Raw genomic sequence first — 20,743 nt, 5'->3', positions numbered from 1 at the left:
CTCCGTCAGCCGGCGTTGCGGGCCGTTGCGTCGGTAATCACCTGATCGTCGGCTTTCAACTCGCCCGATTTCACCACGGTATGCTGGCCGTCGGTGGAACCGGTTTCGATGGCGACGGAGACTGGCGTGTTGTTGCGCAGCACCCAGACCGTCCTTTTGGCCTGCGCGGCTTGGCCGGCATCGCGGTTCTGCGAGCGGCCCATGCGCGGCGGGCGGAACAGGCTCATCAACCCGCCGCCACGGGAGGCGGATTCGCGCGGCGGCGTATAACGAAGCGCGGAATTCGGCACCAGCAGCGTATCCTTGATCTCTTCGACGATGATATTGGCGGTCGCCGTCATACCGGGGCGCAATAGCAGCTCTTCATTGTCGACGGTCAATATGCCCTTGTAGGTGACCACATTCGACACGGTCTCGGAAGCGAAACGCACGGTCTCGATCTCGGCCGGGAAACTGCGGTCAGGATAGGCATCGACATTAAACGTGGCCTTCTGCCCTGTCTCGACCTTGCCGACATCGGCCTCATCCACGGACACCTGCAATTCCATATGGCGCAGATCGCCGGCGATGGTGAACAGCACCGGCGCATTGAGCGAGGAGGCGACGGTGGCGCCGGGATCGACGCTGCGGGTAAGGATGACGCCATCGATGGGCGAGACGATCTTGGCCTTGCCGAGATTGACTTCGGCGAGCCGCAGATCCGCTTCCGCCGAAAGCACGGTTGCTTCATTCACCTCCAGCGTCGCAGCGGCGGCATCGTGGGTGAACTGTGCCGCATCCAGATCCTGCTGGCTGGACACACGGTTCTGCACCAGCGATCGCAGGCGCTCCATGGACGTCTTTGCCGAGCCGAGATCGGCGCGCGCCTTCAGCACATTGGCTTTGGCAGAGGCGAGTTTTGCGCGGGCGCTCTGGACGTCGGCCTCCAGCTTGTTGGTATCCAGCTCCGCCAATACGTCTCCGGCCTTGACCGGGGTATTATAGGTGACGTTGACCTTGCGGACGGTGCCGGAGAGTTCGCTCGATATATCGACCTGATCCGTCGGCTGAACCGAGCCGGTGGAGGTGACGATGACCGAGAGATCGCCCTGACGCGCGGCTTCCGTGGTATAGCTATAGGCGACGCCTGCCGCACGTGACTGGTAATAATAACCAAGGCCACCGCCAATCAGCACAAGGGCTGCTGCGGCATAGAGATACCGACGCGACTTTTTCTTGCGGCCGTTTCTGTTCGTTCCCAGAATCTCGCGCAGATCGGGCTGGCTGTTTTCGGTATCGCTGCCACTCGTATTGGCGTCATTCATTCTCGTCACCCGCAAAGTTCAAAATACCACAGAGGGTTGTCACCGCTCTCCGGTTTGTCCGTCCATCTGTCGCCGTTGTATTCCTCTGATTGTGGGAAGTGACATAGCTTGCCCCAAGGGTGAAGTGAAAACTTGGTAATATTTATGATAGCTCTGGTCTGCTAGAGATAAATCCGGGAAGATCGATGCCATAAACGCGGCTGAGCTCTCAGCAGCGATAGTCAGGACGAAAATAGAATGAACGACAATGTGGTGAAGTTCCGCAAACCGGTGCCGCCGAAGAAGCCACGCGAACCAATGGGACCAAAAGCGAAGAAGGCCCTGACGATCGTGGCCGTGATCGCTTTCTTCGTGGCTGCGTGGGGTTATTTTTCGTTTGTAGGGCAGGGGTGACGCGATCCCGTGTGCGACGGAATCCGGACGTGATGTATGACGGCGATATTGGGAATTGACGCTGCCTGGACGGCGACCGAGCCGAGCGGCGTCGCGCTGGTTGTCAAGGATGGCTCATGCTGGCGGCTGCGCGCGGTTGCCCCCTCTTACGATCATTTTCTTGCACGACAATACGGGGCATCAGCCCGTAGTGACCGCCCTCGTGGTTCGATTGCACAGGCGACAGAACTTCTAGATGCCGCCGAAGCGCTTGGCGGATGCAAGGTCAACCTTGTCGCGGTTGATATGCCGCTTTCACATGCCCCGATAACGGCTCGACGCGTTTCGGACAACAGGGTTTCCTCGGCTTATGGTGCCCGCCATTGCGGCACGCACACCCCAAATGCTCTAAGGCCGGGGAAGATAAGCGACGATCTAAAAATCTCCTTCGAACACGCAGGATATCCACTCCTGACGACGGAGGTCTGCGAGCGCGGTCTGCTTGAGGTCTATCCCCACCCCGCATTGGTCGAGCTGACGCAATCGGAGAAGCGGCTCCCCTATAAACACTCGAAGATTGGCAGCTATTGGCGATCAGACACCATTCCCGTTCGGCGCACGAAACTGGTTGAAGTCTGGCGTTCGATTGTGGCGCATCTCGATGCCCGCATTGGCAATGTCGCCGATGCTCTCGCCATTCCTCCCATCGGCGTGCGAACATGGGAGATGAAGGCTTTCGAAGACATGATGGATGCAGTGGTTTGCGCCTGGATTGGCATCTGCGTTCTGGAGGGCGATGCCATCTCTTATGGCGACGAGACGTCCGCAATCTGGATTCCGGCAGTGCAGTGAAGGTTTGCGCCTCGGAGGGAAGATGGCGACCCCTGCAGGACTCGAACCTGCGACCTACTGCTTAGAAGGCAGTTGCTCTATCCAGTTGAGCTAAGGGGCCGTCATGCCGGGCAATCGATGCTCCGGCAAAAACTTTGATCGTCGTGTTTCAGTGCGTCCAGGGCTGGGTGCGGTTGAAACGGAAATTGTCGGTGTAGGAAACCACCTTGCGGGTCGCTTCCTTCGGCTGGATGACGCGGTATTCGATGCCCTTGCGCTGTGCATAGGCTTCGGCCTGTTCCTGCGTCTCGAATGTCAGCTTGAGCTGCTGCTTCATGTCGGAACTGGAGGTGTAGCCCATGATCGGATCGATCTTGCGCGGAACCTCGGCGTCGAATTCCAGAACCCAGACATTGGTCTTCGCCTTGCCGGATTGCATGGCGGTTTTTGCAGGGCGGTAAATCTTCGCAGACATGTCGAAACTGCTCCGGTTGGACAGCGGGGCGAAACGCCCCGAATTATTCATCACGTACCTGAATAGAATAACCAAATCGTGTCAGGAACGTTGAATTTGAAATGGACTGACTTCAGGTGAGAGTCAAGACGATTATCCCCTTGCCGTCCGATCCTGCGCCGCCGTTTCGAGGTTACGTTTTGTTCATCGAGGCCGTGGCTGAACAAAGATGAATTTCCCTGTTGCGGACTGCGGGTGAACCGTGTATTCCCCAGCCATCGCCTCGGCGGAGTGTAGCGCAGTCTGGTAGCGCATCTGGTTTGGGACCAGAGGGTCGGGAGTTCGAATCTCTCCACTCCGACCATTTTAAAGCAAAACATCAGCTTTCCGGCGTAACTTCTTCCAAATAGCTCTGATTTATTCCGCGGACGGACCGGCCAGGGTGCTCTCTGCCGTGCCGATCGTCATGACATTGCCGCGCCATGCCACCGCGCTGCCGATCCAGCTTCGCGCCCAGACGACGGGCATGATCATGTCCCGGGCGATCATCGCCGGCAGCGTATGGAGCGATACCGGCCAGCGGTTGAGGGCTGCAAGCGCAAGTTCCGGCACATACATGAGGGCGAGGACGGCAAAGGCGGTTGCGGCGAGGTTTACATCCATCATGACGGCGGCGGCGAGCGCGAAGAGAAGCGGGGGAAGCGCGCCGGTGAGGATTTCCGGCGCGAAATATTGCGGGAAGGTCACGCGTCGCAGCCGCGCCCAGCGGGTCTGGCGCGACCAGATCTCGCCGGCATGGCGCTGGCCGAGCGGCTGTTCGAAGGGGGCGCAGACCAGATGCACCTTGCGGCCTGCGCTTCGCACCAGCTTCGTCGAAGCGGCGTCTTCGGCGATTTCAGCGGCCAGTGCGCGAATGCCGCCATTGTCTTCCAGAAACGGCTTGTTCCACAACATCGACTTGCCCTGTGCGAAACCCATGCCGATGGCTTCCGCCGCATATTGCCAGCGGCCCTGCGAGCCGTTGAGGAAGGCGCATTCCACATGCGCCCAGAAACCCGCAGGCCGGGAGCCAAGCGGCGGCGAGCAGACGAGCCCGCTATCCTGCCGCCACGCCGACATCATGGTCGCAATATAGGGTTTCGGCATCAGCACGTTCGAATCGGCCAGAATTACCCACTCATGCCGGGCGGCCCGCCAGCCCTTGACGCAATTGTTCAGTTTCGGATTGGCGCTGATGCGGTCATCGCCAATGAGCAACTGCATGGAAACCGAGGGGAAGGCGGCTTGCGCTTTGCGAACCTCCTCGATCACCGGATCGAATTCATCGGCGACGCAGAACAGCAGCTCATAATCGGGCCAGTTGAGCTCGAAGGCGCGCGACAGCGTCAGGGCCGTGAAGTTCTCCACGCCGCGCAGCGGCACCACGAGCGAGACAGGCGGCTTTTGCCGGACGAGATCGTTTTCCGCGTCCCGTCTCGTCAGTCGCCAGCCGGCCAGAACGATACCGAGAAGATTGAAGCCGAGGAGCAGAATTGCGCAAAGGGCAAAGACAGTTTCCATGCTGGCCAGTTCCACTCCCAAGCTTTTGGCGGTCTGCGCGCCAATCGATTCCATGGAATTCGTCTCTGCCGATTATAACGTTTGCGTGACAGTTACATGTCATCATCGGCCGGTGTGCAGGCTGCGCCGTGCATGGAGGCGTCGCAGAGGCCGCGCGCAAAAGAAAAAGCCCTCCGCATGGAAGGGCCCAATCGTCACGACGGTCGATGAATTTTAGTGGACGTTCAGGATGTGGGCATGACTGCTTGCGATGAGAAACGATTCCCGTGCCTTCTCGATGTCGCATCTGCCGGCAATGGCATCGAGGCAGTTCCTGCGCGCCTCTTCATATTCCGGCCCGTGTTCCTCGGGCCAACGATACATCAGCATGTCCAGCGCCACCAGCGGGCTGTAGATTTCCACCGCGACACACAGCGGCAGGTGGATCGCCACCGGCTTCATCCACGAGGCGTGGTGACACGGCTCCGTTCTGTTAATCAGCATGTCATTCTCCTCCCTGTTTTACCTGCCTTGAAGGCCTTTCATTCTCCCATGCGCGAAATGCCCGCCTCACGAAATGGTTCCCGATCACCTAAAATGTGATCGATCAGGGGGTTCCAATTTTCCAAGATGAATGGAAGATGAACAAATAGATGAACCGGAGATGAACAAAACCGCCCTCAGGGCGTTGTTATGTCCATAAGAAGGAGAACGCATATGTTCAATTTGTCAGGCATTCAGGAAAGCTTCTTCGGAGACCGCATGGCCGGCGTATGCCAGGCAATCACGTCGGCTCTGGCTTTCGAATCGGGTCTCGAGAAGTCGCGCATTTCCGCAACCGTCGAAAATGATGTGATTTATCTGGAAGGCACGGCCGATTCGGTCGAGGCGATCGACATCGCCATCAACCTTGCCGCTTCCATTTCCAATTGCCGGATTCTGAGCCATATCGAGCCGGTTTATTGAATATTGCGCCAGCCGGGCGAAACCTCGTCCGGCTCGTTCTGACGCAATAACGCGGCAACGTCATTTCCGGTTGCCGATTTGCGCGCTGCGAACCATATCGCCCGGCTTGATGCCATAGCGCTTCGCAGTGCCGCCATTCAGTTCAAGCACAAATTTTACTGGCCCGCGGGAGCTGATGATCGCTTCCGAATGCGGAACCGCGTTTTCGTGAATATGGGTAATGCGGCCGTCACGGCCAATGAAAAGCATGTCGAGCGGAATAAGTGTGTTCCGCATCCACATGGCGACGTCACGCGGCTCACCAAAGTCGAACAGCATGCCGTTTTCAAGCGGCATGCTCTTGCGAAACATCAGGCCCTGTTCGCGCTGGGCGTTGTTCAGCGCCAGTTCGGCAGTGAAATCGTGGCTCTTTCCCCCGACGGTTTCAATCTGCAGCGGTTCGGAGGGGAAAGTCTGCTGTTGCTGAGCCTGGGCGGCGGCGGCCAGCGTGAAAAAAGAAGCGCCATAACGGCGCTTTTCACCATATGGGGCAGGGCGGGCATCAATGCGACATCCCGATGGAAACCGGGTTATCGGGGTGAATTTCCGCCGCCATCAGGCCCTTGTCGCCATCGCCGTAACGCACCAGAACCACCTGGCCGGGGCGAAGCTCCGTCAGGCCGAAACGGCGCAGGGTTTCCATATGCACGAAAATATCTTCCGTTCCTTCGCCGCGCGTCAGGAAGCCGAAACCCTTGGTGCGGTTGAACCACTTGACGATGGCGCGCTCAAGCCCGCTCGAAGGCGTTACCTGCACATGGGTGCGCACCGGCGGCAGCTGCGAGGGGTGAACGGCGGTCGACTGGTCCATGGACAGGATGCGGAAGGCCTGGAAACCGCGGTCGCGCCGCTGGATGAGGGCGACGATGCGCGTGCCTTCAAGAATTGTCTGGTAACCGTCGCGGCGCAGGCAGGAGACGTGCAGCAGCACATCCTGCGTGCCGTTGTCGGGCACGATGAAGCCGAAACCCTTGGCGACATCGAACCACTTCACGACACCGGTAATTTCGGTCAGGTCCACGGCATCGCCCGAAAGGTCCTCGACATCGACTATCGTTTTCGATGACATCCTATCAGCCATATCCTGCCAACCCCTCGATTACGCGCCATACACCGGTCAACTGATTCCTGTGCGCCAGATTAACATCTTGGTAACGGTTTCACGCAAGCCCTAGTTTTTGATTTACGCAGCTGCTTTTATGTCGCCGTCCTTGTCCGGGGCTTGCCATCATGCGTTTAACGGCTCCGGACCCGTGTAATTGAGAGGAAGAAAATGCGGTATCTGCACACAATGGTTCGCGTCAAAGACCTTGGCGAATCACTGAAATTCTATCGCGACCTGCTGGGTCTTGAGGAAATACGCCGAATCGAGAACGAAAAAGGCCGATTCACTCTCGTGTTTCTTGCGGCGCGCGACGACATTGCTGCGGCGAAGGAAAACAAGGCGCCGTGCCTCGAACTCACCTATAATTGGGATACCGAGGATTATACCGGCGGCCGCAACTTCGGTCATCTGGCTTACGAGGTCGACAATATCTACGATTTCTGCGCCCGGCTTCAGCAGAACGGCATCGTCATCAACCGGCCGCCGCGTGACGGGCACATGGCCTTCGTGCGCTCGCCGGATGGCATTTCCTTCGAAATTCTGCAGAAGGGCGAAAGCCTCGCACCAGCCGAACCGTGGATATCTATGCAGAATACCGGTTCCTGGTAGGGATTTTCCGGTGAGCAGCGGCGTTTTCGGGTGCTCTTGCCTTGTCCCAAGGGGATGAGGCATAGTCCGCGAATCAAAACGGCCAGTCCCGTTTTGGGGAAGCACACGCGCCCGTTCCCGTGCTGCTGTTGGAAATGCAAGATACGGAGGCCACCCATGACAACTGTCGAGAGCGCGAAAGGACGTCTGGTCCGTCAGCGTCTCGTCATCGCGGTTTCGCTGCTCGGGCTTTCCGGATGCGTTTCGGCAGTGACCGACGACGAGATGGCCGCCGCGACCAAAAAGCCGGAAATTTTCGCACAACAGAAGCCGCAGACCGCCGCTTCAACTGCTGCGGCCGGCGCGCAACAGGGACATTATGTGGATCCGGCCGTGGCATCGGCGGCAGGAGCGGCCGCGTCAGCCCAGCCGCAGGCATCGGGCGACCCGGCGCAGGCTTATGGCGCCGCCCCCGATATCGGCGGATTGACGACGCAGCCAACGGCGATTTCCGCAGGAACGACAAGCATTTATTCCACCGCATCCGCAGCGCTTGTCAGTGCTGCAGGGGCGCCGGGCACGGCCGCCGCTGCGGGCGCTTCGTCCCAGAGAATCGTTCCCGCCGTCAGCAGCGTTTATTCGGCGCCGGTGCAGGCGGCGCAGCCGCAACCGGTGGCAGCGCCGGCTCAGGTCCCGCCAGCCGCACAGGCGCCGGCGGAACAGCACAGCGAAAATCGTCAGCCGGCATCCGTACCCGTGCCGCAGTCGGCATCGGAACAGCTCGCGGCCGTTACCGCGCAACCAGCCGTGGACGCCAGGGCGGCGGGCGAGGGGCAGGAAAGCGAGGGTAAGGGCGTGACGCTTGCGGCATTTTTCGCCGGTGCGGCCAAAAAGCGCCTGCCGAAAATGATTGAAAGCGGCACGGCCGGCAATACGCAGGTCGCCGCATTGCCCGGCGTTTCGGACGGGACGATGGGCATTGCCCTTTCCGGCCGCTCAATGATGTCCGACGAATTCGACGACGCCCATCTCGATGAAGAGGATGACCAGCCGACCGGCCTGATGAAGCTAGCCTCGCTCTCCGGCCTCACCCGCGTCGCCCCGAACGGGCTTTTCCTGCAGACGGACCGGGTCGAAGTCGGCTGTTTCAAGCCGGAACTGGTGCGGATGATCAAGGATGTGGAGCGCCACTATAACAGCCCGGCGATCGTCACCTCGGGCTATCGTCCGCCAAAGGGCATAAGGCAGGGTTCCAAGCACTACACCTGCGATGCCGCCGACATCCAGATCAAGGGCGTCTCCAAATGGGAGCTTGCCACCTATCTACGTTCCCTGCCGGAACGCGGTGGCGTCGGCACCTATTGCCACACCGAATCGGTCCACATGGACACGGGCGAGCCAAGAGACTGGAACTGGCGCTGCCGCCGTACTGCCGCGCGCAAGTGATATCCTGATTGGATTTGCGTGAATACTGACTGAGATTTCGGCCTGAGGAAATATCTCGAGCGATTGAAACGATTGCCCGGTCATGCCGGGGCGTTAGCGCCGAGCCGTGCCCCTTATTGCAGTGGTTGTTCTGAAACCCGGGCTTGCGGTGGATATCGTTATTTTGCGCTCGGAGACTGCGGCCGAATCTTTTCCATTACCGCCTGAGTTCGGCCACCTTCGGCGCTAACTCTTTGTGAAATATCTGAAAATTGTATTTGAAGGTGGTGAGAGCGCAGGGATTCGAACCCTGGACCTACTGATTAAAAGTCAGTTGCTCTACCGGCTGAGCTACGCTCTCCCGTGTCGGGGCTTGGCTGCCCTTCGGAAGTGCGCGGAACATATGTAGAGCGATCCGTTCGGTCAACCCAAAAAAAGCGGTTTCGACAATCAATCCGGTTTTTTTTGTCGCACCCCCGAAAAGGTGATTGGAGAGAGGGGGCGGCTGGGGATAAAACCGGCTTCATACATGTCGGCCGGACGGGTGAAATCCTTTTGCAGCAATGACATGCACGAAAATGAAGCGTGAAGTGCCGGCGAAGCTTAAGAATCGTGGCGGCTTTGCGGGATGCGGAGTTCTTTCTTGTCGATTGCCGATATTTCCCTGTTCAGCGCGCTTCTGGCCGGCGCTCTTTCGTTTCTGTCGCCCTGCGTTCTGCCGCTGGTGCCGCCTTATCTCTGTTATATGGCGGGTGTTTCGGTCGAGCAGTTCAGGACGGAAGATACCGCGCCGCGGCCGGAGATTCGCAGGGCCGTGCTGTTTTCGGCCTTCTTCTTCACGCTCGGTTTCGCCACGGTCTTCGTGGCGCTGGGGGCCGGCGCCTCGACGATCGGTACGCTTCTGCGCCAGAATCTCGATATTCTCGCCAAGATCGGCGGTTTCATCATCATTCTGATGGGTCTGAATTTCCTCGGCGTGTTTCGCATTGGCCTGTTTTCGCGCGAGGCGCGGTTTCAGGGGGCGGGCAAGCCTGCCACGCTGTCCGGGGCCTATGTCATGGGTCTTGCTTTCGCATTCGGCTGGACGCCCTGCATTGGCCCGGTTCTGGGGGCTATTCTCGGCGTCGCCGCCGCGCGCGATACGGTTGGCGACGGTGCGGCGCTGCTTGCGGTCTATTCTCTTGGCCTTGCGGTGCCGTTCTGGATCGCGGCGGCGTTTTCCGGCTCCTTCATGCGTTTCCTCGTCCGCTTCCGCCGCCATCTCGGCCTCGTGGAAAAGCTGCTCGGCGTATTGCTGGTGCTGACCGGTCTCGCTTTCATGTCGGGTTTTATCACCAATGTGGCGATCTGGTTCCAGGAGACCTTTCCGATCCTGATGCAAATCGGCTAAGCCTCCCGCTGGAGTTGCTTGCGGGGGAAACATAGTGACGGATATCGTCGGATTGCTGTTGCCGTTTTTCGGCCTGATCTTCATCGGCTACGGGGCGGCGCGCATCACGAAGCAGCCCGTCGAGGCGATGGGCTGGCTGAACACCTTCATCATCTATGCGGCGCTTCCGGCGCTGTTTTTCAAGCTGGTGTCGAAAACGCCGGTGGAAGAACTGGCGCGGATGGATTTCGTCGCGGCCAGTCTCGCCTGCACCTATGGCATTTTCTTGGCTGTGTTCCTGATCGGCCGGTTCGTGCGGAAGAACAGCCTTGCCGAGACCACGATCCAGAGTTTCGCGGCAAGCTACGGCAATATCGGCTATATGGGGCCGGGGCTTGCGCTTCTGGCGCTTGGCGAAAAGGCGGCGGTGCCGGTGGCGTTGATCGTCTGTCTGGAAAACGCCGCCCATTTCATCGTCGCCCCGGCGATGATGGCGGTTGCGGGCGGTGACAAGCGCTCTCCGGCAAGGCTTGCGCTGGATGTGGCGCGCAAGGTCATCACCCATCCCTTCATCGTCTCCGTCATCGCCGGCTTTCTCGCCGCGTCGCTGTCATGGCAGCCGCCGGAGGCGGTGCAGCGGCTGGTGGATTATCTGGCGCAATCGGCGGCGCCCTGCGCATTGTTTGCCATGGGCGTGACGCTGGCGCTTCGGCCGATGAAACGGGTGCCGGTGGAAATCAGCTATATCGTGCCGGCAAAGCTGATCCTGCATCCGCTCGCCGCTTATCTCGTGCTCTCGTCGCTCGGGCGGTTCGAGCCGGTGTGGATCTATTCGGCCGTTCTTTTGGCCGCGCTGCCGACCGCGACGAATGTTTTCGTCATCGGCCAGCAATATCACGTCTGGCAGGAGCGGGCGTCGGCAACGATCCTGATTTCGACGGTGCTTTCGGTCCTCACGCTGACCGGCGTGGTGTATTTCATCCAGCCTTTCTGAAGCTGCCGAACAGCAGCGAGGGCAGGGCCTTCAGCCCACGACCGGGTTCGATGCCCTCGCGCATGACCATGCTTCTAAGCGTGCCGATGCCGGAAAGCACGTGCAGGCCCGCCGCGCGCGCCATCTGCACCGGCAGGAGATCGGAAAGCAGCGAGCGGTTCAGGAGATCGACGCTCAGCGTGCGGCTGTAGACATCCGCCCGCCGCCTGCGGTCGAAGCTGCTGCCGGCATCGGCCGCAACCGGCCGGTCGGAGACGGCGCTCAGCAATTCCGTCAGTGCGATGATGTCGCGCAGGCTGAGGTTCAGCCCCTGCGCGCCGATGGGCGGAAAACCATGTGCGGCCTCGCCGATCAGGGCGACGCGGCCCTTACCGAAGCGGTGTGCGGTCATGGAAGAGAGCGGCCATGCCTGCACGCTGTCCTCGACGGTGACGGCTCCCAGCATGGACTGCATTCGCTCCTCGACCCGGAGGCTGAGCGCTTCCAGCGGCAGCGCCGTCAATTCCTCCGCCCGTTGCGGGGTGACGACCCAGACGAGGCTGGAGCGGTTGCCGGGCAGGGGAACCTGGGTGAAAGGGCCGGTGGGGGTGTGGAATTCCGTCGAGACATTGCCATGCGACCGGCTATGGCCGAAGTTCAAAACAATGGCCGTCTGCGGATAGGACCAGGATTTGACGCCGATGCCGGCAGCATCCCGCACAATGGATTTGCGGCCATCCGCACCGATGAGGAAATCGGCGGAGAGCGTTTCGCCGTCGCCAAGCGTCACCGATACACGGTCGTTGCCGATGTCGATTGTCTCGGCTGTGGCATCGAGGCGGGTAATATTGTGTTCCTGCTCGACCGCTTCGCTCAGAACGCCGAGCAAAGCCTCGTTGGGGATGTTCCAGCCAAAGGCATCCAGTCCGATTTCGGAGGAGCGGAACTGCACGGTGGGTGCACGCAGCAGGCGCTCGGTGCCGTCGATGATCTGCATGGTGGAAAGGCGTGCGGCCGAAGGCGCGATGCGCGACCACAGGCCGAGACGGTCCATGAAGCGGATGGACTGGTCCATCAGCGCCGTGGTGCGCTGGTCCTTCCTGTCGCTGGAAGGTGCAACGAGCGCCACGTGGCGGCCCGCCCGCGCCAGCGCGATGGCCGCGATCTGGCCCGCAAGTCCCGCACCGGTGATGGCGATATCGAAGTGTCTCATGGTCCTGATCCGTTGTTATTTCCAAAGCATCATAAAGGCTTTGGTCGGGTAAATCCACTTCGGTCCCGGAACATCCGGTTGTGAAGATTCGTTGGTTGTGCCGCGATATTAGTCTTAGGATAAGCGGATTGAGCCGGTTGCAAAGCGTGGTGAATGGCCGCATACCGGAATGAACAGGCGGATGAAAAAACGGGGCACAGACGCTGACTATGAAAATTTTCAACTATAAGCGTGTTCCCTACGCGGAAATCCGCGCCTTTTCCGTCCATATGCTCACGGCCTCCGGCTCGTTCCTGGCTTTTCTCGGCGTGGTCGCCGCAGCCGAACACCGTTTCGTCGACATGTTCTGGTGGCTGGGGCTTGCGCTTCTGGTGGATGGCATCGACGGTCCCATCGCCCGCAAGGTCAGGGTTAAGGAAGTGCTGCCCAACTGGTCTGGCGATACGCTCGATAATATCATCGACTATGTTACCTATGTGCTGCTGCCCGCCTTTGCGCTTTATCAGAAGGGCATGATCGGCGAGCCGCTGTCCTTCGTGGCCGCCGGCATGATCGTGGTGTCGAGCGCCATTTATTATGCCGACATGGGCATGAAGACGGACGAATATTTCTTCTCCGGCTTTCCGGTAGTGTGGAACATGGTGGTGTTCACCCTGTTCGTCATGGACGCCAGCGCCACCACGGCGATGATTGTCGTTACCGTTTCGGTGTTTTTGACATTCCTGCCGATCAACTTCCTGCATCCAGTGCGGGTGAAGCGATTGCGGCCGCTCAATCTCGCTGTGGTCTTCATCTGGTGCGCGCTTGGCGGTTATTCGCTGCTGATGCATTTCGAAACCCCGACCTGGGCCGTGATCGGCTTCGTGGCGAGCGGCATCTATCTTTATTGCATCGGTGGAATATTGCAGTTTTTCCCCTCGCTCGGCGCGAAATGAGAAAAGGGTAAAGCCGTTTATTGCTTGTGCAAATTGCATTTAAGCGGCTTCTTTTTCAGTTGTGCGCAGCAGCAAAACCGTTATCAATAAGTTCTGATCGCGTATCATTGCATACTTTTTGGTGCGGGATTGGGAACAATGACCGCAACCGTTTGAAACGCCTCGCAGAAGGCATGACGGTTGGTGAGAGAGGGAACTCGTGACTGGAACTTTGGCGCCGGAGGCCGTGCCTCTCCTGTCCGTTCGCAAGCTGACCAAGCTGTTCGGCAATTTTGCCGCCTGCAACGGCATCGATCTCGATATTGCGCCGGGCGAAATCCACGCGCTTCTGGGTGAAAACGGCGCGGGCAAATCCACGCTCGTCAAGATGCTGTTCGGCGTTCTCGCACCGACCGAGGGCGATATTATCTGGCAGGGCCAGCCGGTTTCCGTAGGCTCACCCAGTGAGGCTCGCCGGCTCGGCATCGGCATGGTCTTCCAGCATTTTTCGCTGTTCGAGGCGCTGACGGTTGCTGAAAACATCGCCCTGTCGCTCGATCCGAAAATTTCATTGAAGGAAATCGCCGGGCAAGCGGAAAAGCTGTCGCGCGCCTATGGCCTGCCGCTCGATCCCAATGCGCATGTGGCCGATCTTTCGGTCGGCGAGCGCCAGCGCATCGAAATCGTCCGAGCGCTTCTACAGAATCCGCGCCTGATCATTCTCGATGAGCCGACCTCGGTGCTGACGCCGCAGGAGGCCGACAAGCTGTTCGAGACGCTGGAGAAGCTGAAAGCCGAAGGCCGTTCCGTGCTTTATATCAGCCATCGTCTCGAAGAGGTGCAGCGCATCTGCGACCGCGCCACCGTTCTGCGTCACGGCAAGGTGACGGGCGCCTGCGATCCGCGCAGGGAAACGCCTGCATCGCTGGCGCGCATGATGGTGGGCAGCGATGTCGCAAGCGTTTCGCGGGCCACGGGCGAGGCGTTGGGTGCGCCGCAGATCGAGGTCATGGGGCTTTCGGTCGCGCCGCGCACGCCTTTTGCCGTGGCGTTGAAATCGATTTCCATGACCGTACGCGCCGGCGAGGTGCTGGCGATTGCCGGCGTTGCCGGAAACGGGCAGGGCGAGTTGTTCGATGCGCTTTCGGGCGAATATCCGGTCTATAATAACGATGCGATCCATCTGCGGGGCAAGCCGGTCGGCCGTATCGGCATCAATGGTCGCCGGCTGATGGGTGCGGGTTTTGTGCCGGAAGAGCGCCATGGCCACGCCGCCGTTCCCGGCATGAGCCTTTCCGACAATCTGCTGCTGGCGCGGGCGCGTTCCGACCGCAAGGCGTTTCTGACCGGCGGTTTCCTGCGCATCGTGCGTGGCTCAGTCATTAAGGCGGCGGCGCGGCGTATTTCGGAAACCATGGATGTGCGCAAGAGTGGGGCAGACCCGCTGGCCGGGTCGCTATCCGGCGGCAACCTGCAGAAATTCATCGTCGGGCGCGAGCTTGACCGCCAGCCTGCCGTGCTGGTGGTCAATCAGCCGACCTGGGGCGTGGATGCGGGTGCGGCAAGCCGCATTCGCCAGGCGCTTGTCGATCTTGCCAAAGCGGGTTCGGCCGTCATCGTCATCAGCCAGGATCTCGATGAAATATTCGAAGTCGCCACCAATATCGCGGTCATTTCAGACGGCAAGCTCTCCGATGCCCATCCGGTGGAAGAGATGACGCTTGAAAAGATCGGCCTTTTGATGGGCGGCATTCACACGTCACATTCGGGAGCCGCCCAGCATGCGCATTGAGCTTGAAAAACGCGCGGGGGTTTCGAAGCTTTTCACCCTGCTTTCCCCGCTTCTGGCGCTCACGCTGACGCTGCTTGTCGGCGCGGTCATGTTCGCCATGCTCGGCAAAAATCCGGCTCACGCGCTTTACGCCTTTTTCGTCGAGCCGCTGCTGGAAGTCTGGTCGCTGCATGAGCTGGCGATCAAGGCCGCGCCGCTGATCCTGATCGGAGTCGGCCTGTCGATCTGTTATCGCTCCAATAACTGGAATATTGGCGCGGAGGGGCAGTTCACCATCGGCGCGATCACCGGCTCCATCCTGCCGGTGCTTTATCCGGACTGGCATTCGCCGCTGCTTTTGCCTTTGATGCTGGTGATGGGCGCCGTGGGCGGCGCGCTTTATGCCGGTATTCCCGCACTTTTGAAGACGAAGTTCAACACCAACGAAATCCTCGTCAGCCTGATGCTGGTCTATGTCGCGCAGCTTTTCCTCGACTGGCTGACGCGCGGCATCTGGCGCGATCCGGGCGGTTACAACTTCCCGCAGACCAAGCCGTTCAACGACAGCGCCGTTCTGCCGGAAATGCTGGCATCGGGCCGTGCGCATTGGGGTTTCGTTTTCGCCATCGTCGCGGCCATCGCGCTGTGGTTCATGATGCGCTACATGCTGAAGGGCTTCGAGGTCACCGTGCTTGGCCAATCGGCGCGGGCAGGGCGCTTTGCCGGTTTTTCCTCCAGCCGCATGGTGTGGTTTTCGCTGCTGCTCTCCGGTGCGCTGGCGGGGCTTGCGGGCATATCGGAGGCTTCCGGTTCCATTGGCCATCTCCAGCCCAGCATTTCGCCGGGTTACGGCTTTACCGCCATCATCGTCGCCTTTCTCGGCCGTCTCAATCCGCTCGGCATCATCCTTTCCGGGCTGGTGCTGGCGCTGACCTATCTGGGCGGCGAGGCGGCGCAGCTGTCGATTGGCGTCTCCGATAAGGTGACGCGCGTGTTTCAGGGGCTGATGCTGTTCTTCGTGCTGTCCTGCGATACGCTGATTTTCTATCGCATCAGGGTGGTCTTTTCCGGCAAGGCGCATCGTAAAGAAGGAGCGGCATGATGGATATGCTTCAGGCCATTCTTCTCACCGTCATCACCGCCGCCACGCCGCTTGTCATCGCCGCTTCCGGCGAGCTGGTGACGGAGCGCTCCGGTGTGCTCAATCTCGGTGTCGAGGGCATGATGATCATGGGTGCGGTCTGCGCTTTCGCGGCCGCGCATATGACCGGGTCTCCCTATCTCGGCATTCTGGCCGGCGTTGCCTCGGGTGCGGTTTTCTCGCTGCTCTTCGGTTTCCTGACGCTGACGCTCGTTGCCAATCAGGTGGCGACGGGCCTTGCGCTCACCATTCTCGGCCTCGGCGTCTCGGGCATGCTGGGTGAAAGTTTCGTCGGCCTGCCGGGTGTGAAACTGCAGCCCATCGTCTTTCCGCTGCTGTCGGACATTCCCTTCTTCGGTCCGCTGCTGTTCCGGCAGGATTTGATCTTCTACCTCTCCATCGCGCTTGTCGCCGGCATTGGCTGGTTTCTGTTCAAGAGCCGCACGGGCCTGAAAATCCGCGCCATCGGCGACAGTCACGCCTCGGCCCATGCGCTCGGCATCAATGTCATCCGCACCCGTTATCTCGCTGTCATGTTCGGCGGCGCCTGCGCGGGTCTTGCGGGTGCGCAGCTGTCGCTGGTCTATACGCCGCAATGGGTGGAAAACATGTCGGCCGGGCGCGGCTGGATTGCGCTGGCGCTCGTCGTCTTCGCCTCCTGGCGCCCATGGCGGGTGCTGGCGGGCGGTTACCTGTTCGGCGCCGTCACCATCGGCCAATTGCACGCGCAGGCCTTCGGCATCGGGGTGCCATCGCAACTGCTTTCGGCACTACCTTACCTTGCAACTATTGTCGTGCTGGTCATCATCTCGCATAATCGCCGCACGACCTTGATCAACACGCCGGCCTCGCTTGGCAAATCCTTCGTGCCGGACAGGTGAAGCATTCTCACGTCTCCAAACCAACAGGGGTAAAAATGAAAAAACTGGTCATCGCACTCGCCGCTTCGGTTGCGGCTCTCGGCGGCGTCGTTTCTTCGGCGGAAGCCGCCGACGCCAAGAAGGTCTGCTTCATCTATGTCGGTTCAAAGACCGACGGCGGCTGGACGCAGGCGCATGATATCGGCCGCCAGGAACTGCAGGCGCATTTCGGCGACAAGATCGAAACGCCGTTCCTCGAAAGCGTTCCGGAAGGTCCGGATGCCGAACGCGCCATCGAGCGCATGGCCCGCTCGGGTTGCGAACTGGTGTTCACCACTTCCTTCGGCTTCATGGATGCGACCGTGAAGGTCGCCCAGAAGTTCCCCAAGGTGAAGTTCGAACACGCCACCGGCTTCAAGACCGCCGAAAATGTCGCGACCTACAATTCGCGCTTCTATGAAGGCCGCTACATTCAGGGCCAGATCGCCGCGAAGATGTCGCAGAAGGGTCTCGCCGGCTACATCGCCTCCTTCCCGATCCCGGAAGTGGTGATGGGCATCGACGCCTTCGTGCTCGGCGCGCAGTCCGTCAATCCCGACTTCAAGGTGAAGGTCGTCTGGGCCAACACCTGGTTCGACCCCGGCAAGGAAGCCGATGCCGCCAAGGCGCTGATCGACCAGGGCGTCGACATTCTGACCCAGCACACCGACACCACTGCGCCGATGCAGGTTGCGGCAGAACGCGGCATCAAGGCCTTCGGTCAGGCTTCCGACATGATCGCGGCCGGTCCGAAGACGCAGCTTACCGCCATCAAGGACACCTGGGGCGCCTATTACATCAAGCGCACGCAGGCTCTTCTCGATGGTACCTGGAAGTCCGAATCCGTCTGGGACGGCCTGAAGGACGGCATCCTGACAATGGCGCCCTATACCAACATGCCTGACGACGTGAAGAAGATGGCCGAGGATACCGAAGCCAAGATCAAGTCGGGCGAGCTGCACCCTTTCACCGGCCCGGTGAAGAAGCAGGACGGTTCGGAATGGCTGAAGGCGGGTGAAAAGGCCGAGGACGGCGTTCTGCTCGGCCTCAACTTCTACGTTGCCGGCGTGGACGACAAGCTGCCGCAATAACGGGATTTGCTGGCACTTTTGGCTTGCAGTTTGCGTCGCATCCGCACTTCGTCACCCCGGACTTGATCCGGGGTCCAGTGCGATCAAGTCCTTGATCGCGAAAGACTCATTTCTCACGGCGCAGACGCGCCGTGGCTGGATGCCGGATCTAGTCCGGCATGACGGAGGAGAGATTTGACGCCTGTTGTCACAAATGAGGCCGCGCATGAAATTCATGTGCGGCCTTTGTTATTTTCATATGTTTTACGCCGTGGACGAAGTTTGCCTTTGCTTTTCAGGCGACTTGATGTTTTTCACTATATTCTGACTTGAGATATACACGTCTGGCGCGATTTTTAAGATCGCCAACCGAACGGAAGGACATGGCACTTGCAGCGCGGAATGCTCGATGCGGCTATCGGTTTTCGAAAGCTGCGGACAAATCATGCACAGGTCGTTCACAAGCTCGGTCTCGATATCGTGTCCGGCACCTTCAAGACGGGTGATATCCTGCCGGGCGATGCCGAGCTGATGGAGCGGCTGAAAGTATCACGCACAGTGCTGCGCGAAGCGATGAAGACGCTGACCGCCAAGGGCATGATTTCCCCCAAGGCGCGTATCGGCACCCGGGTGACGGAGCGCGAAAGCTGGAACATGTTCGACAGCGAAGTGCTGCTCTGGCATTTCGAGGCGGGCGTCAGCGACGAATTTCTGCTGCATCTTTACGATATCCGTCAGGCCTTCGAGCCATATGGTGCAGGGCTTGCCGCGACGCGGGCAAAGGACGCGGATATCGCCAAGCTCGCCGCTTATGCCAACGAGATGGGCAATACGGCCTATTCAAAGGAAAAGCGCGCGCTTGCGGATATGAATTTCCATGTCCTCATCACCGAAATGTCCGGCAATCCGTTCATGCGCACCGTCGGTTCGCTGATAAAGGCGGCTCTGGTGGGCATTTTCCGGATGAGCAACCCGGAAACCGATCCCAATGAGATTTCCGACGTCTCCGCCTCCCACCTGCGGCTCGTGGAGGCGTTTCGCCTGCGCGATGAGGCCGCAGCGCGCCGCGAGATGGAAAGGCTGATCGAAAACGGCCGCCAGCAGGTGCTGGAATTCACTGCCCGTAACCCCCGGCGATAAATCACACCGCGGGAACGGGACGCGATCCCGTTCCAATCACGTTTGATGAAAATCGGTGCGGAAATTTGGTGCAGATTTGCATGGTTTCTTAAGTGGGCCGCCGTTATAGCAATTCCGGAATGAAATTACCGATGCGCCCGTTCGTTTTGCCGGACGGCGTGAAGTCAAACATATGCCGCCGTCCTGGCCGCGACGCGGCCGGTGACAGGGTGTTGGAGGTCTTATGGAGCGCAGCTCTCTAGCCGTTATTCTCGCAGCGGGCGACAGCACGCGCATGAAATCGTCGAAATCCAAGGTGCTGCATCCGGTCGCCGGGCGTCCGATGATCAGCCATGTGGTTGAGGCGGTGGCTGGATCTGGCGTCGGCACGGTGGCGCTGGTGGTCGGGCGCGATGCCGACAACGTCGCTGCCGCCGCAAGCATGAAGGGTCTTCAGGTCGAAGCTTTCCTGCAGACGGAACGCAAGGGCACCGGCCATGCGGTTCTTGCCGCACGCGCAGCCATCGAGCGCGGTTTCGACGATCTCATCGTTGCCTATGGCGATGTCCCGCTCATCACGTCCGCAACGCTCGACCGGGCGCGTGAGGCGATTGCCGCCGGCGCCGATGTCGCTGTCATCGGTTTCCATACCGACCGCCCGACCGGTTACGGCCGGCTTCTGGTCAAGGATGGCGAACTTGTCGCTATCCGCGAGGAGAAGGACGCGACCGATGCGGAGCGTAAGGTCACCTGGTGCAATAGCGGATTGATGGCCATCAACGGCCGCAACGCGCTGGACCTGCTCGACCGGATCGGCAACAGCAATGTGAAAGGCGAATATTATCTGACCGACGTGGTCGAGATCGCCCGTTCCCTCGGCCGCCGCGCCGTCGCCATCGATGCGCCCGAAACGGAACTGGTCGGCTGCAACAACCGCGCCGAACTGGCCTTTATCGAGAAGCTCTGGCAGGAGCGCCGCCGCCACGAACTGATGGTGGATGGCGTTTCGATGGTTGCACCCGAAACCGTCTTCCTCTCCTATGACACCAAGATCGGCCAGGACGTTTTGATCGAACCGAATGTCGTCATCGGTCCCGGCGTCACCATCGAGCCGGGCGCCATCATCCATGCGTTTTCGTATCTGGAAGGGGCGCATGTCGCCGAAGGTGCGGCCGTCGGCCCCTATGCGCGGCTGCGTCCGGGCGCGAACCTTCATGCCAATGCCAAGGTGGGCAATTTCTGCGAGGTCAAGAAGGCGGAGATCGGTGAGGGCGCCAAGGTCAACCATCTGACCTATATCGGCGATGCATTCATCGGCGCGGGCAGCAATATCGGTGCGGGCACCATCACCTGCAATTACGACGGCTACAACAAGGCTGAGACGCGCATTGGCGCCAACAGCTTCATTGGCTCGAACTCGTCGCTGGTTGCACCTGTCACCATTGGCAAGGGTGCCTATATCGCTTCCGGCAGCGTCATTACCGATGACGTGCCTGAAGATGCGCTGGCTTTCGGGCGCGCACGCCAGGAGGTGAAACCCGGTCGCGCGACGGTGGTGCGCGAGCGGGCGAAGGCGTTGAAGGAAGCGAAGAAAAAGTCGTCCTGACGGACGTTACCAAACGATACCGAAAGTGACCGGCGCCATAATTGC

General features: G+C 59.9%; 20 protein-coding genes, 3 tRNA genes and 1 pseudogene. 15 read left to right on the top strand and 9 right to left on the bottom strand.

Features of this window, described 5'->3' with window-relative positions; genetic code table 11:
• Nucleotides 1–5: 5 nt before the first annotated feature.
• Entirely contained in the window at nucleotides 6–1,304 is a 1,299-nt protein-coding gene (locus tag AGR7B_RS08715) for an efflux RND transporter periplasmic adaptor subunit (RefSeq protein ID WP_080856475.1), read from the bottom strand.
• Nucleotides 1,305–1,541: 237 nt separating this feature from the next.
• On the opposite strand from AGR7B_RS08715, the gene AGR7B_RS08710 reads away from it, so the two are divergent.
• Complete coding sequence (locus AGR7B_RS08710) at nucleotides 1,542–1,697, top strand: hypothetical protein (protein ID WP_078052798.1); 156 nt, start codon at nucleotides 1,542–1,544, stop codon at nucleotides 1,695–1,697.
• A gap of 36 nt (nucleotides 1,698–1,733) precedes the next feature.
• Nucleotides 1,734–2,528: a DUF429 domain-containing protein gene (locus tag AGR7B_RS08705; RefSeq protein WP_237680922.1), complete on the top strand. Its 795-nt coding sequence runs from the start codon at nucleotides 1,734–1,736 to the stop codon at nucleotides 2,526–2,528.
• 23 nt (nucleotides 2,529–2,551) lie between these two features.
• Here the strand turns inward: AGR7B_RS08705 and AGR7B_RS08700 are convergent.
• Both AGR7B_RS08700 and AGR7B_RS08695 read right to left on the bottom strand, forming a co-directional pair.
• A tRNA-Arg gene (locus AGR7B_RS08700) sits at nucleotides 2,552–2,628 on the bottom strand.
• 48 nt (nucleotides 2,629–2,676) lie between these two features.
• The gene (locus AGR7B_RS08695) at nucleotides 2,677–2,982 is read right to left on the bottom strand and encodes an ETC complex I subunit (RefSeq protein WP_003507982.1); all 306 of its coding nucleotides are present in this window, start codon (nucleotides 2,980–2,982) and stop codon (nucleotides 2,677–2,679) included.
• A 266-nt stretch (nucleotides 2,983–3,248) separates the two neighbouring features.
• On the opposite strand from AGR7B_RS08695, the gene AGR7B_RS08690 reads away from it, so the two are divergent.
• Nucleotides 3,249–3,325 (top strand) — tRNA-Pro (locus AGR7B_RS08690).
• A gap of 53 nt (nucleotides 3,326–3,378) precedes the next feature.
• Here the strand turns inward: AGR7B_RS08690 and AGR7B_RS08685 are convergent.
• Both AGR7B_RS08685 and AGR7B_RS08675 read right to left on the bottom strand, forming a co-directional pair.
• A complete protein-coding gene (locus tag AGR7B_RS08685; RefSeq protein WP_080856474.1) occupies nucleotides 3,379–4,521 on the bottom strand; it encodes a ceramide glucosyltransferase in 1,143 nt (380 codons plus the stop codon).
• Nucleotides 4,522–4,734: 213 nt separating this feature from the next.
• A complete protein-coding gene (locus AGR7B_RS08675) occupies nucleotides 4,735–5,004 on the bottom strand; it encodes a DUF982 domain-containing protein (RefSeq protein ID WP_003522644.1) in 270 nt (89 codons plus the stop codon).
• Between the two features lie 213 nt (nucleotides 5,005–5,217).
• On the opposite strand from AGR7B_RS08675, the gene AGR7B_RS08670 reads away from it, so the two are divergent.
• The gene (locus AGR7B_RS08670) at nucleotides 5,218–5,466 is read left to right on the top strand and encodes a BON domain-containing protein (protein ID WP_003522642.1); all 249 of its coding nucleotides are present in this window, start codon (nucleotides 5,218–5,220) and stop codon (nucleotides 5,464–5,466) included.
• 60 nt (nucleotides 5,467–5,526) lie between these two features.
• Here AGR7B_RS08670 and AGR7B_RS08665 read toward each other — a convergent pair.
• Nucleotides 5,527–6,008, bottom strand: a pseudogene (locus tag AGR7B_RS08665) (DUF192 domain-containing protein).
• A complete protein-coding gene (locus AGR7B_RS08660) occupies nucleotides 6,008–6,586 on the bottom strand; it encodes a cold-shock protein (RefSeq protein WP_004442353.1) in 579 nt (192 codons plus the stop codon). Before AGR7B_RS08660 ends, AGR7B_RS08665 begins: the two are co-directional and overlap by 1 nt.
• A gap of 192 nt (nucleotides 6,587–6,778) precedes the next feature.
• Here AGR7B_RS08660 and AGR7B_RS08655 point away from each other — a divergent pair, with 192 nt between their 5' ends.
• Both AGR7B_RS08655 and AGR7B_RS08650 read left to right on the top strand, forming a co-directional pair.
• Nucleotides 6,779–7,219 carry a VOC family protein gene (locus tag AGR7B_RS08655; RefSeq protein ID WP_078052802.1) on the top strand — a complete coding sequence of 147 codons (441 nt, stop codon included), beginning with the start codon at nucleotides 6,779–6,781 and terminating at the stop codon, nucleotides 7,217–7,219.
• Nucleotides 7,220–7,375: 156 nt separating this feature from the next.
• Nucleotides 7,376–8,644: a YcbK family protein gene (locus AGR7B_RS08650; RefSeq protein ID WP_162934088.1), complete on the top strand. Its 1,269-nt coding sequence runs from the start codon at nucleotides 7,376–7,378 to the stop codon at nucleotides 8,642–8,644.
• A gap of 264 nt (nucleotides 8,645–8,908) precedes the next feature.
• Here AGR7B_RS08650 and AGR7B_RS08645 read toward each other — a convergent pair.
• Nucleotides 8,909–8,984: transfer RNA gene (locus AGR7B_RS08645), tRNA-Lys, on the bottom strand.
• Nucleotides 8,985–9,266: 282 nt separating this feature from the next.
• On the opposite strand from AGR7B_RS08645, the gene AGR7B_RS08640 reads away from it, so the two are divergent.
• Both AGR7B_RS08640 and AGR7B_RS08635 read left to right on the top strand, forming a co-directional pair.
• Nucleotides 9,267–10,013, top strand: coding sequence for a cytochrome c biogenesis CcdA family protein (locus tag AGR7B_RS08640; protein ID WP_003523449.1), 747 nt, complete (start codon nucleotides 9,267–9,269; stop codon nucleotides 10,011–10,013).
• A 34-nt stretch (nucleotides 10,014–10,047) separates the two neighbouring features.
• Nucleotides 10,048–10,986, top strand: coding sequence for an AEC family transporter (locus AGR7B_RS08635; RefSeq protein ID WP_065655176.1), 939 nt, complete (start codon nucleotides 10,048–10,050; stop codon nucleotides 10,984–10,986).
• Here AGR7B_RS08635 and AGR7B_RS08630 read toward each other — a convergent pair.
• On the bottom strand, nucleotides 10,970–12,178 hold the full coding sequence (locus AGR7B_RS08630) for a UbiH/UbiF family hydroxylase (RefSeq protein WP_080856471.1): 1,209 nt from the start codon (nucleotides 12,176–12,178) through the stop codon (nucleotides 10,970–10,972). The two genes, AGR7B_RS08635 and AGR7B_RS08630, sit on opposite strands and share 17 nt — an antisense overlap.
• A gap of 209 nt (nucleotides 12,179–12,387) precedes the next feature.
• On the opposite strand from AGR7B_RS08630, the gene pcsA reads away from it, so the two are divergent.
• From pcsA to glmU, 7 genes are all read left to right on the top strand, one after another.
• Nucleotides 12,388–13,113: a phosphatidylcholine synthase gene (pcsA, locus tag AGR7B_RS08625; protein ID WP_035263562.1), complete on the top strand. Its 726-nt coding sequence runs from the start codon at nucleotides 12,388–12,390 to the stop codon at nucleotides 13,111–13,113.
• Nucleotides 13,114–13,324: 211 nt separating this feature from the next.
• Nucleotides 13,325–14,884, top strand: coding sequence for an ABC transporter ATP-binding protein (locus AGR7B_RS08620; RefSeq protein WP_065655174.1), 1,560 nt, complete (start codon nucleotides 13,325–13,327; stop codon nucleotides 14,882–14,884).
• Nucleotides 14,874–15,965, top strand: a complete 1,092-nt coding sequence (locus AGR7B_RS08615; protein ID WP_003523441.1) for an ABC transporter permease — start codon at nucleotides 14,874–14,876, stop codon at nucleotides 15,963–15,965. The genes AGR7B_RS08620 and AGR7B_RS08615 overlap by 11 nt, the downstream gene beginning before the upstream one ends.
• On the top strand, nucleotides 15,965–16,885 hold the full coding sequence (locus tag AGR7B_RS08610; protein WP_162934154.1) for an ABC transporter permease: 921 nt from the start codon (nucleotides 15,965–15,967) through the stop codon (nucleotides 16,883–16,885). The genes AGR7B_RS08615 and AGR7B_RS08610 overlap by 1 nt, the downstream gene beginning before the upstream one ends.
• Before the next feature lie 35 nt (nucleotides 16,886–16,920).
• Nucleotides 16,921–17,994, top strand: a complete 1,074-nt coding sequence (locus tag AGR7B_RS08605; protein ID WP_003523439.1) for a BMP family ABC transporter substrate-binding protein — start codon at nucleotides 16,921–16,923, stop codon at nucleotides 17,992–17,994.
• Nucleotides 17,995–18,375: 381 nt separating this feature from the next.
• Nucleotides 18,376–19,113: a FadR/GntR family transcriptional regulator gene (locus AGR7B_RS08600; RefSeq protein WP_031233913.1), complete on the top strand. Its 738-nt coding sequence runs from the start codon at nucleotides 18,376–18,378 to the stop codon at nucleotides 19,111–19,113.
• 223 nt (nucleotides 19,114–19,336) lie between these two features.
• Nucleotides 19,337–20,698 (top strand): bifunctional UDP-N-acetylglucosamine diphosphorylase/glucosamine-1-phosphate N-acetyltransferase GlmU, encoded by a 1,362-nt coding sequence (gene glmU / locus AGR7B_RS08595; RefSeq protein WP_080856469.1) that lies wholly within the window; start codon nucleotides 19,337–19,339, stop codon nucleotides 20,696–20,698.
• Nucleotides 20,699–20,743 lie beyond the last annotated feature (45 nt).

Source organism: Agrobacterium deltaense RV3, from assembly GCF_900013505.1.
In the GTDB taxonomy this organism is placed as follows: Bacteria; Pseudomonadota; Alphaproteobacteria; order Rhizobiales; family Rhizobiaceae; genus Agrobacterium; species Agrobacterium leguminum.
The sequence above is the reverse complement of the archived record's forward strand: the minus strand, read 5'-3'. Positions and strand labels throughout refer to the sequence as shown.

Excerpts from the sequence above, each read along its gene's own strand:
- AGR7B_RS08685 (WP_080856474.1), bottom strand. The coding sequence starts at position 4,521 with ATGGAAACTGTCTTTGCCCTTTGCGCAATTCTGCTCCTCGGCTTCAAT.
- AGR7B_RS08705 (WP_237680922.1), top strand. The coding sequence starts at position 1,734 with ATGACGGCGATATTGGGAATTGACGCTGCCTGGACGGCGACCGAGCCG.
- AGR7B_RS08715 (WP_080856475.1), bottom strand. The coding sequence starts at position 1,304 with ATGAATGACGCCAATACGAGTGGCAGCGATACCGAAAACAGCCAGCCC.
- AGR7B_RS08630 (WP_080856471.1), bottom strand. The coding sequence starts at position 12,178 with ATGAGACACTTCGATATCGCCATCACCGGTGCGGGACTTGCGGGCCAG.
- AGR7B_RS08695 (WP_003507982.1), bottom strand. The coding sequence starts at position 2,982 with ATGTCTGCGAAGATTTACCGCCCTGCAAAAACCGCCATGCAATCCGGC.
- AGR7B_RS08670 (WP_003522642.1), top strand. The coding sequence starts at position 5,218 with ATGTTCAATTTGTCAGGCATTCAGGAAAGCTTCTTCGGAGACCGCATG.
- AGR7B_RS08650 (WP_162934088.1), top strand. The coding sequence starts at position 7,376 with ATGACAACTGTCGAGAGCGCGAAAGGACGTCTGGTCCGTCAGCGTCTC.
- AGR7B_RS08675 (WP_003522644.1), bottom strand. The coding sequence starts at position 5,004 with ATGCTGATTAACAGAACGGAGCCGTGTCACCACGCCTCGTGGATGAAG.
- AGR7B_RS08655 (WP_078052802.1), top strand. The coding sequence starts at position 6,779 with ATGCGGTATCTGCACACAATGGTTCGCGTCAAAGACCTTGGCGAATCA.
- AGR7B_RS08605 (WP_003523439.1), top strand. The coding sequence starts at position 16,921 with ATGAAAAAACTGGTCATCGCACTCGCCGCTTCGGTTGCGGCTCTCGGC.
- pcsA (WP_035263562.1), top strand. The coding sequence starts at position 12,388 with ATGAAAATTTTCAACTATAAGCGTGTTCCCTACGCGGAAATCCGCGCC.
- AGR7B_RS08600 (WP_031233913.1), top strand. The coding sequence starts at position 18,376 with ATGCTCGATGCGGCTATCGGTTTTCGAAAGCTGCGGACAAATCATGCA.
- AGR7B_RS08610 (WP_162934154.1), top strand. The coding sequence starts at position 15,965 with ATGGATATGCTTCAGGCCATTCTTCTCACCGTCATCACCGCCGCCACG.
- AGR7B_RS08615 (WP_003523441.1), top strand. The coding sequence starts at position 14,874 with ATGCGCATTGAGCTTGAAAAACGCGCGGGGGTTTCGAAGCTTTTCACC.
- AGR7B_RS08660 (WP_004442353.1), bottom strand. The coding sequence starts at position 6,586 with ATGGCTGATAGGATGTCATCGAAAACGATAGTCGATGTCGAGGACCTT.
- glmU (WP_080856469.1), top strand. The coding sequence starts at position 19,337 with ATGGAGCGCAGCTCTCTAGCCGTTATTCTCGCAGCGGGCGACAGCACG.
- AGR7B_RS08710 (WP_078052798.1), top strand. The coding sequence starts at position 1,542 with ATGAACGACAATGTGGTGAAGTTCCGCAAACCGGTGCCGCCGAAGAAG.